A 10,021-nucleotide genomic window follows, 5' to 3' on the forward strand; every position below is an offset into this window, starting at 1 on the left:
TCTTTGTCCTCGGCAGAGCCTTCTTCGGCTGCGGCGGGCGCTACTACGGGCTGGCTCAATGACCCCGGGGCGCCTGAAGGCCTCGCCTCGACGCCTGAAGGCCCCGCTGAAGGCCCCGCTGAAGGCCCCGCGTCACCGACCTCGTCGGCGAGTTGGTGGACGAGGATGCCGTGCCGGTACGCGGTCTCCCCCACATCGGCGCAACTGCTGCCGTACACGGAGAGTCTGTTGCCGCCCTCCTTGACCACCTCGATGGAGCGATGCCCCGCGCGGGCCTCCTTGGCGAGGAGCGCCCCCAGGCGGGCCGCGTGAGGGCTCAGCACGGCGACGCGGGGGCGGAGCCGGGTCCGCGCGAAGTCGGCGGCCTCCTGGTCCGCGACGAGCCGCCCCGCCTCCAGCGTGACGACGCGATCGGCGGTGCGAGCCGCCTCCCTGGGGTCGGCCGTGGTGAACAGCACCGTGCCGCCCTGGCTCGCGTGTACGCGCAGGATCTCGTGCAGCCAGGCGCCCTCCCGGGCGGAGAGCCCGTCGGCCGGCCCGTCCAGGACGAGCGTGTGCGGATCGGCGAGCAACGCGCAGGCCAGCCCGAGACGGCGGTCCATACCCCGTGAAAGGGTGCCGAGCCGCTCGTCCCGGAGGCTGACGAGGCCGACGACCTCAAGAACGTCGTCGGCGCGCTGCACGGGCACTCCTGCGGCCGCGCACAGCATGCGCAAGTGTCCACGGACCGAGCGCGCCGGGTGCCCCGGAACGTCGCCCAGGAGGACGCCCACCTCGCGCGAGGGATGGGCGATGCGATGCAGGGGGCGGCCTCTGAAGTACGTGATTCCACGGCCCTGTTGGAGTTCGAGCATGAGCCGCAGCGTCGTGGTCTTACCGGCGGCCTCGGCGCCGAGCAGCGCCGTGACACGGCCGGCTCTCGCCTCGAAGGACACGTCGTCGACGGCGGGCGGGAGCTCCTGGCGGGGATTGCTGGTCAGTCCGATGGCCTGGATCATCGCTTCTCTCGCAGGATGTGCGACCGCTCGGCGGCCGGGGCCCGTCCGCCGGATCAGAGACGGGCGAACCCCGTGGGTACCGCAGCAAGATAACGCGATATTTCTGACTTTTCGGGCAGGAGGTGGACCGCTGGTGTCCACCGACAGACGAGCGACACGGGAAACGGCAGCGAGGAAGGGTGGAGCAGGCGTCGTCGATGAGCGTGGGTGGCTCAGACCTCGGGGCGGAGCATCGGTGGGTTGAGCAGCGTCGCCCCGCCCGCCCGGAAGAGCTGGGCGGGCCGTCCGCCCTGCCGTGTCGTCGTGCCGCCTGTGGGCACGAGGAAGCCCGGGGTGCCGGTCACCTTGCGGTGGAAGTTGCGCGGGTCCAGGACGACACCCCACACCGCCTCGTACACACGTCGCAGCTCGCCGACGGTGAACTCCGGCGGGCAGAAGGCTGTGGCCAGCGATGAGTACTCGATCTTGGAGCGGGCGCGCTCCACGCCGTCCGCCAGGATCTGCGCGTGATCGAAGGCGAGCGGCGCGGCCGGTTCGCCGTCGCGACCGAAGGCCGCCTGGTTGAGCAAGGTCTCCACCGGCGCCCAGCGCGCGCTGTGCGCGTCGCCGCCCGCCCGGGGCGAGGGCAGGTCGGGCGCGAGCGCGAGGTGCGCGACGCTGACCACCCGCATCCGCGGGTCCCGCTTGGGGTCGCCGTACGTGGCGAGCTGTTCGAGATGCGCCCCGTTGGCCTGCGCCGGGGCGTCGGGGTCATGGGCGCACAGACCCGTCTCCTCGACGAGTTCCCGCGCGGCCGCAGCCGAGAGATCCTCGTCCGGACGTACGAATCCTCCGGGGAGCGCCCAACGCCCCTGGAACGGCTGCTCACCGCGCCGCACGGCCAGCGCGCAGAGCGCGTGACGGCGCACGGTCAGCACGACCAGGTCGACAGTGACGGCGAAGGGCGGGAAGGCCGACGGGTCGTAGGGGGACATGCCCGCGATCATAGTCGTCTGCCTGACGATAAACACCTCCTTCGCCGATGGCTTCCGGTCCGGTTCTCTCCTTCACCCATGACTTTCGGCCTGGCTCACACTCCCAACTGCAGTCCGTCGGCCGCTTCCTCGACCATGGCGAGGCCGAGCCGACTCACCCGTACGGAGAACGGTGCGCCCGCGACGCTCAGCGCTGTCAGGCCCAGCTCTCCCAGCGGGGCGCTGCGAACCGGCCTCAGCTTCACCGTCCCCGCCGGCGCGTCGGGGCGGATCCCTGACAGCGCCGTAAGGACATGTGCCCCGGCGGCCGCGGCGGTCGCCGCCGGACGACAGGCCGCCGGGTGCGGCAGCGGGGCGCTGCCCTCCGTGCGCTGCTCGCCCGCGTACATCTCGGGCAGCCGATGGCCGAAGCTTTCCGCCGCCGCCAGCATGCCTCGCAGCAGCGAACTCGCCTCCTTGTCGTATCCCGCCGCCGCGAGACCCGCCACGGCGACCGCTGTCTCCTGCACGCGCACCGCCCCGCCGCGGTGCCCGAACGGGTTGTACGCCGCCTCCTTGGCACCCAGGCTGCGCAGCCCCCAGCCGGAGTCCATGGCGGGCCCGCCGAGGAGCCGGGCGAGTTGTTCCGTCTGCACCTTGTCGAGCAGGCCGGGGGCGAGCACCCCCGCCCCGAGCAGGCCGGTGTCCAGGAGGTGTGCCGCTCCCCCGGTGAGGTGCGGCACAGGGCGGCCGTCGCGCAGGCGGGCCAAGGCCGGTCGCCCGCCGGCCCGGTCCTCCACCCAGAACGCCTCCCGAAACGTGGTTCGCAGTCGCTGGGCCCACTGCCGCAGTCCGACCGCCCCCTCAAGGCTGTACGCGTCGCACAGGTCGGCGCCGAGCAGCGCGGCCCGATGAGCGTGGGCCTGCGTCTCACACCGCGCTAGCCCACTCGGGTGTGCGTCCGGCAGAAAGGTCCCGTCGCCGACCGCCCCGATCAGCCAGCTCAGGCACCTCTCCGCCGCGGGCAGCAGCTCCTCCACTTCCTGCCCGGGAAGCCCCCACCGCCGCGCCTCGGCGAGGAGCACCGGGAAGAGCAGGGTCGCCTCGGTTCCCGTACAGCCGGGCGGCAGGTGCGGCCCCGCGTCCCTGAGCGGCCCCGGGATCATGCCCGACCGCGGCCCTGACCCCGTGAGTTGACTTCGAGCGAGGGTGCGCAGAGTCCCGGCGGCGAGCCGCGTGCCCAGCGGCAGCGCCATACGGGCCGCAGCCAGGGCCTCGGCAGGCGCAAGTCCGCAGCGCCACGGCGCGCCCGCCGCCGGATACATGTCGGTGGGGTGCTCGGGGGCCCGCAGCAGCAAGGCCTGTAGATCCTCGACGGACCGGTCGAGCAACGGCTGGACCCTGGGGTCGTCCCCGACCGCGCGCGCGGCGACGGCCGAGCGCAACGCGCCGTGCCCCGCCAGGCGGATCGGCCCGGCGCCATCAGGTCTCACCCGCAATTCCACGCTGCGGGAGGCACCTGGCGGCAAGTCCACCTCCCAGCGCAGCAACCCGGCGGAGGCCACGGCGTCGGCGGGCACCGGGTCGGCCGTGACCGTGCAGTGGGCCGTGGCGGTGGACCACCGCATACCGGAGTCATGGACACTGGCGGGCAGTTCGGGCCCGGCTCCGCCGGACGCGACGAGCCCCATCTCGGCGAGATCCGTGCCGAGCGAGACCTCGACGGGCAGCCGCAGGGGGCGCCCGGCCGCGCTGTGCAGCGTGATCCGTTCCGTACCGTCCGCGTATCGGATCCGCTCGACGACGATCTCCGGGTCGGGGCCGCCGGTCGACAGCCGCAGGGTCGCCACGAAGCGGGCGCTGTCCGCCGAGAGCATGCGGGCCTGCACGGCGACCGGCTCCCGGCCGGCCACACGCACTTGGCAGCGGGAGAGGATCCGGCGTCCCGCCCGGTAGAACCCCTCCAGTCCGCGACCGGTCAGCTGCCCTTGATCCGTGGAGATCGCGAAAGCGGGCAGGGCTACGCAGATCAAGGCCGTGTGCGCGGGTGGAAGCTCTACGGGGCGGCGCGACGCCGGTGCCGGTGCGCCGGATGGGCGGAGTGCACCAGGCCGGAACCCTGGGCCCGGCACGGCCCGCCGGGGCCCCTCTCTGTCGGACGCGGGAGACGGTGCGGAAAGGGACATGGGGCGGCTTCTTCGGCGTTGTCTGCGCTACGAAAGGTCGGCGGCGGTACAGCGACGCGACCCGGCCACAGATACCGCCACTCAGGTGAACGGGCCCGGCCCGCCCCAAGTCACGCCCCGGCCCCAGGAAGCCGACCACATGGAGCCAACTTCCTATGAATGCCACTCCCCTACGCAGCCGCGCCGCGCACCTGGCCCACCAACGGGCGGGCGCGCTCATCGGTCGTTCCTCGCGCCGCGCCGGACGGTGCGCCGCCGGTTCTGCGGGCCAGTCCCGGGGCTGCCCGAAGCGTGGGTGCCGGCTGGTCCGCTTGAGCTTCGGGTGCCGCTGGGCCCGGCTGAGGCGCGGGGAACGTCGGAGCTTCGGGAGCCGCCGCTTCCCGGCGAGCGGGGCAGGCGGCGCCGTCGCCGCCGGGGAGTGTCTTCCTCGGCCGTCGAGGTGCCCGCCTCCAACAACCTCTCACTACCCGTGGGTTGGGGTGAGCCGTCCAGCGATGCGAAGGCCCCACCCCCCTCAGCGTCTTCACGGACGTCTTGCTTCCTGCGGAGGCAGCGACGGATCGACTCCGGGTCCATGCCTTCGTTGCACGCGTGGTGCAGGAGCAGGGCGAACGTGTACTCGCAGTCGGCGCGCAACGCCATGTCCAGGGCTTCCTGTGCTTCCGCGATGTCACCGAGGGACCAGGCGACCCAGCCGGCGAGGGACAGCGGCGCCGCCGCATGCTCGTCGTACGCGCCGACGCAACGTCGGGCCAGCGCCCTCCACAGGCGCAGGGCAGGGGGCGCCTCGTCGCCCTCCATCCACTCCGCCGCACGATCACGTGTCGTCCGGACCTGGAGGCCGAGGATGAGGGCGGCCGCTTCGTCGTGTGCGATCAGTTCGTCGTCCCTGTTGTCCGCCTCTAGCGTGCCCGAAACGGGTGGTGCGGCGGCGAGGCGGGCCATGATCCGACGCGCCAGGTCGAGCGTTTCGGCGGCGGCGACGTCCTCCTCGTTCAGGATCCTGGGGATGAGCGCGAGGCCGGCGGCGTCCAGCGCTCGCTCCTGTTCGATTGCCGCAGCGGTCTCCCATGGAGTGAGCCGCGCCCTGATCTCTCCCTGGGTGGCGACCGCCTGGACTCCCATGTAGGTCGCGGCGGCCGCGAGGACCGAGGTGCCGGGCCTGATCAGAGGGCTGCCTTCAGGCGGGCAGCACCGGGTGTCCGGACAGCAGTAGGTCCAGAAACGGTGGTCCGAGATGCAGACGACTTCGAACACCGGGACGTCGAGGGCGCCGCACGCCGTGCGCACCATCTGTGCCAGCGGCCGCAGACGCTCCGCGATCTGCTGCCCGGACTCCGCTTCGCCGGGTTCCCGGCAGAGGAAGGCGACGATGCCGTCGGGGCGGTCTCCCCTCCGCTCGCAGCCGCCCACCAGGCACTTGGCCAGTTGCTCCGCGACGGGTGGCCAGTCCCCCGCGCGCTCGGGAATGCCCAGGCGCACGCGGCCGCCCAGTCGGCCCCGCTCACCGTGCAGAGCCATGAGCACGATGCTGTCCTCGGGCTTGAAGCCGAGCAAGTAGGGCAAGGAATCCGCCAGTTCGGCAGGGGTGCGCAGGGTGACAAGCGGCTCCTCGAAGGGATCGCCGCCGGGCGGCTCGTCGGGATCGCCGCTGGGCAGCTCGTCGCCTGCTTCGAGCGGGCGGTCAGGGGTGACCGCGGAGCCGCCGGGGGCGCTGGGGTGAGCAGTGCGGCTGGGGGCGATCTGGTCGGCGGAGCCAGTCGGCTCGCTTGGATCGGCGGGGCTGGCGGGGCTGGCGGCCGGATCGCTCGGGCCTGCGTGGATAGCGGCGGTGTCGGGGATGGCCGCCGGGTCGCTCGCGGCCGCGGGCACGGGCGCCGGGTCGCTCGGGTCGATGGGGCCGATTTCTTCGCTGTGATTCGTCATGCGCCGACTGTCCCGCGGATCGCAAGGTTCCGGTTGACCCTGTGGATAACCTCGATCAGGGGCACGCCAAAACTTATCCACAGCCTCGCGGGCTCGTTCGCCTAATGTCCGACCCATCGGGTTGCATGGGGGCATGAGCAACGAAGATCTGCGCACGGCGGCCGACGCCGTCCTCGCCCGCCTCGTCGGCGGCCCCTCCCCCGAATCCGGCGGGGCGCCCTCGTCGGGCGGCGCCCGCCTGCGCGAGGATCAGTGGCGTGCGATCGAGGCGCTCGTCGCCGAGAAGCGCCGGGCGTTGGTCGTGCAGCGCACGGGCTGGGGCAAGTCCGCGGTGTATTTCGTCGCGACGGCCCTGCTGCGCGAGCGCGGCAGCGGTCCCACCGTGATCGTCTCGCCCCTGCTCGCCCTCATGCGCAACCAGGTCGAGTCGGCCGCGCGAGCCGGCATCCGTGCCCGCACGATCAACTCCTCCAACACCGAGGAGTGGGAGACCGTCCAGGCCGAGGTGGCCGCGGGCGACGTCGACGTGCTGCTGGTGAGCCCGGAGCGGCTCAACAACCCGGACTTCCGCGACCAGGTCCTGCCCAAGCTCGCCGCGGCCACCGGCCTGCTCGTGGTCGACGAGGCGCACTGCATCTCCGACTGGGGCCACGACTTCCGCCCCGACTACCGCAGGCTGCGCACCATGCTCGCCGACCTCCCGCCCGACGTGCCGGTCCTGGCCACCACGGCGACCGCCAACGCTCGCGTGACCGCCGATGTCGCCGAGCAGCTCGGCACCGGGGGCGGCTCGGACGCGCTCGTGCTGCGTGGCCCTCTGGACCGGGAGAGCCTGAGCCTGAGCGTGCTCCAGCTGCCGAACGCCGCACACCGCTTGGCCTGGCTGGCCGACCACCTCAATGACCTGCCGGGCTCCGGGATCATCTACACCCTCACGGTCGCCGCCGCCGAGGAAGTGACCGCCTATCTGCGACAGTGCGGGCACACCGTGGCCTCGTACACGGGCAAGACCGAGAACGCCGACCGGCAGCAGGCCGAGGAAGATCTCCTCGCCAACCGCGTGAAGGCGCTGATCGCCACCTCCGCCCTGGGCATGGGCTTCGACAAACCCGACCTCGGGTTCGTGGTCCACCTCGGCTCCCCTTCTTCGCCGATCGCCTACTACCAGCAGGTGGGGCGCGCAGGCCGCGGCGTCGACCACGCAGAGGTGCTGCTCCTGCCGGGCAAGGAGGACGAGGCGATCTGGAACTACTTCGCCTCGCTCGCCTTCCCTCCCGAGGAGCAGGTGCGCCGCACCCTCGACGTCCTGGCCCAAGCGGGCAGGCCCCTGTCGCTGCCCGCCCTCGAGCCCCTGGTCGAACTCCGCCGCTCACGGCTCGAGACCATGCTGAAGGTGCTCGACGTGGACGGCGCCGTCCGGCGCGTCAAGGGTGGTTGGATCTCCACCGGCCAGCCCTGGGCGTACGACACGGAGCGCTATGCCTGGGTCGCCAAGCAGCGGCAGGCCGAGCAACAGGCGATGCGCGAGTACGCGTCGGCGACCAGCTGCCGCATGGAGTTCCTGCGGCGCCAGCTGGACGACGAGGGCGCGGCACCCTGCGGGCGCTGTGACAACTGCGCGGGGGCGCGATTCGGTGACGAGGTGTCTCCCGCGGCGCTGGACTCGGCACGGGGAGAGCTCGGACGCGCGGGCGTCGACGTCGAGCCTCGGAAGATGTGGCCCACCGGCCTGGCCGCGGTCGGCGTGGAACTCAAGGGACGTATCCCGGCGGGCGAACAGGCTGCCCCCGGGCGTGCCTTGGGGCGGCTCTCCGACATCGGCTGGGGAAACCGTCTGCGCCCCATGCTCGCCCCGCAGGCACCGGACGGGCCGGTACCGGACGACGTGGCCAAGGCCGTGGTCGATGTGCTCGCGGACTGGGCGAAGGGGCCCGGCGGCTGGGCTTCGGGCGGGAGTGACGCGCAGCCCCGGCCGGTCGGCGTGGTGACCATGACCTCGCACACTCGGCCCCAGCTGATCCAGTCGCTCGGCGCCCGGATCGCCGAGGTCGGCCGACTCCCCCTGCTCGGCTCCATCGAGTACGCCCCGGGGGCCGACGCCGGCCGGGTTCCGAGGAGCAACAGCGCCCAGCGCCTGCGCGCTCTGGACGGTGCGCTGACGGTGCCTCCCGCGCTCGCGGCCGCGCTCCAGGAGGCCGACGGCCCCGTGTTCCTCGTGGACGACCTGAGCGACAGCGGGTGGACTCTCGCAGTGGCCGCGCGCATGCTTCGACGGGCCGGGGCCAAGGGGGTGTTGCCGCTGGTCCTGGCGGTGCAGGGATGAGATGAGCGTCGAGGGGCGACGAGTTGGGCAGGGATATACAAGGCGCATCATCCGATACCGGCGTGCGGCTCCAATTGCTCGTTGCCGCAAGCCACTACGACGGGAAGAATTGGAATTGCTCCCCGCGCGGTTCCCGTGGCCCAGTAGGGCTGTGCCGCGGTGCGCTCCCCCAGTCCGACCCCGCCCTCAGCAGGGGGCGCGTAGCCGAAGGGAGAACCGTGACCTTCGGATTCGCTCCGTCCGATGCGGCGTCGCTGTCGGAGCCCTCGACGCCGGCCGAGATGTCCGCCGATTCCGCCCACCGACTGGCCCGCACGCTCGAGCCCGCGGAGTGGTCAGCCGCGGGAATCCCTCTGCTGCGCAATCCGCGTGAGATCGTGAGCGGCTTGCACACCCGGCATCAGCCGACACCCGCGACGGCCGTCGTGGCGGTGCTGGATCCGGACGAACGGCTCCGGGCCAGCGCGTCGTTCAGCCGACGCGCCACCGCGACGGACGGCTGGATCTTTCGCAACGCGCTGCTCGCGCAGTTGCGCCGGGTCATCCCGCACGATCTGCGCCGACGCACCCCGGTGCGCACCGCCGTGCTGCTCTACTGCCGTGACGGTGACGCGCGTTGGACGCAGGAGGACGGCGCCTGGATGTGGGGCCTGCGGGATGCCTGCACCTTGCATGGGCTGCGCTGTGGCGCGTACATCACGCTGACACGCGACGGCTGGCAGGTGCTGGGTGAGGGGCGCGGCGGCCGCCGACCGAGCGCCGGTTCGCCGCCGGAAGCCTTCACCGGGGCCGATCCGCCGATACCTCGTACGGGAGGCGCCGCCTCGGACGTGCTCAGCCGCGCGGCAGCACGCTGACGCGGCGCCCGAGGCTCAGGCGCCGCAGCCGTCTCCCTCCCGACTCGCCCGGGGACGCGGCCCCCGCAGACGAGCCCCCCGGGAGACAGGCACACCCACGCCCCGGCACCGTCAGACACGGGGTAACCGGAGCCAGGCGGGGGCACGGGCGCAGGCGCAGCACCTTCACGCCGACGCCTGGCCCTCACCGGACGCCCGGTGCGGCCCCAGACACCAGAGACGCGGACGCCGGACGCACCGCGTCAGACGCTCGCGCCCAGCATCGAGTTGATCCGCTGCGGGTCACCGCACACGATCAGCAGGGTGCCTGCCCGGGCGAGGGCCGTGGGGAGCGCGGCGACCGAGGTCTCCTCGCTGCCGCCGTTGATGGCGACGACGACGACCGGCCGGGACGCCGCACGGGTCAGCGCGGAGGCGTCGGCGTAGAAGACGTCGTCGCCCGCATCGTGCTGGGCCCAGTAGGCGGCCTCGCCGAAGGATAGCTCATGCGTGGCCCACGGGTGCGGATCGCCTGTGGTGATCACCAGGACGTCCCCGGGCGCGCGCCCGGAGTCCAGCAGCAGGTCGACGGCTTCCTCGGCCGCGTCCAGCGCACCCTCGGCCGAGGCCGGGATCAGCTGGATCTGCGGAACCGAGGCCGCGGACGGACCGGAAGCAGCCGGGGCGGAAGGCCCGGGCTTGACGGCCGTGTCACGCGGCGTGCGCTGCGCGGGCGGCATCGGCCGGGCGGGACCCGGACGGCCGGGGCGCGGCGGGGCCGCGGGACGCGGACCGGGTA

Annotated in this window: 7 protein-coding genes; 2 read left to right on the top strand and 5 right to left on the bottom strand. The window is 72.9% G+C overall.

Going from position 1 to position 10,021, the window contains the following annotated elements; genetic code table 11:
• The 4 genes from GKQ77_RS19805 to GKQ77_RS19820 form a co-directional block, all read right to left on the bottom strand.
• The coding region (locus GKQ77_RS19805; protein WP_219690257.1) for an ABC transporter ATP-binding protein at positions 1-998 on the bottom strand (998 nt) is incomplete at its 3' end.
• Positions 999-1,210: 212 nt separating this feature from the next.
• Positions 1,211-1,972: an NUDIX hydrolase gene (locus tag GKQ77_RS19810; RefSeq protein WP_219690258.1), complete on the bottom strand. Its 762-nt coding sequence runs from the start codon at positions 1,970-1,972 to the stop codon at positions 1,211-1,213.
• A 95-nt stretch (positions 1,973-2,067) separates the two neighbouring features.
• On the bottom strand, positions 2,068-3,981 hold the full coding sequence (locus tag GKQ77_RS19815; RefSeq protein WP_308117719.1) for a glycogen debranching N-terminal domain-containing protein: 1,914 nt from the start codon (positions 3,979-3,981) through the stop codon (positions 2,068-2,070).
• Between the two features lie 372 nt (positions 3,982-4,353).
• A complete protein-coding gene (locus tag GKQ77_RS19820) occupies positions 4,354-6,063 on the bottom strand; it encodes a DUF4192 domain-containing protein (RefSeq protein WP_219690260.1) in 1,710 nt (569 codons plus the stop codon).
• Positions 6,064-6,196: 133 nt separating this feature from the next.
• Here GKQ77_RS19820 and GKQ77_RS19825 point away from each other — a divergent pair, with 133 nt between their 5' ends.
• Both GKQ77_RS19825 and GKQ77_RS19830 read left to right on the top strand, forming a co-directional pair.
• Entirely contained in the window at positions 6,197-8,386 is a 2,190-nt protein-coding gene (locus GKQ77_RS19825) for a RecQ family ATP-dependent DNA helicase (protein WP_219690261.1), read from the top strand.
• A gap of 218 nt (positions 8,387-8,604) precedes the next feature.
• Positions 8,605-9,243 (top strand): hypothetical protein, encoded by a 639-nt coding sequence (locus GKQ77_RS19830; RefSeq protein ID WP_219690262.1) that lies wholly within the window; start codon positions 8,605-8,607, stop codon positions 9,241-9,243.
• Between the two features lie 242 nt (positions 9,244-9,485).
• Here the strand turns inward: GKQ77_RS19830 and GKQ77_RS19835 are convergent.
• Positions 9,486-10,021 (bottom strand): hypothetical protein (locus GKQ77_RS19835; RefSeq protein WP_258021591.1); only part of this gene is annotated, 536 nt, incomplete at its 5' end.

Source organism: Streptomyces anatolicus, assembly GCF_019400875.1.
Lineage (GTDB): Bacteria > Actinomycetota > Actinomycetes > Streptomycetales > Streptomycetaceae > Streptomyces > Streptomyces anatolicus.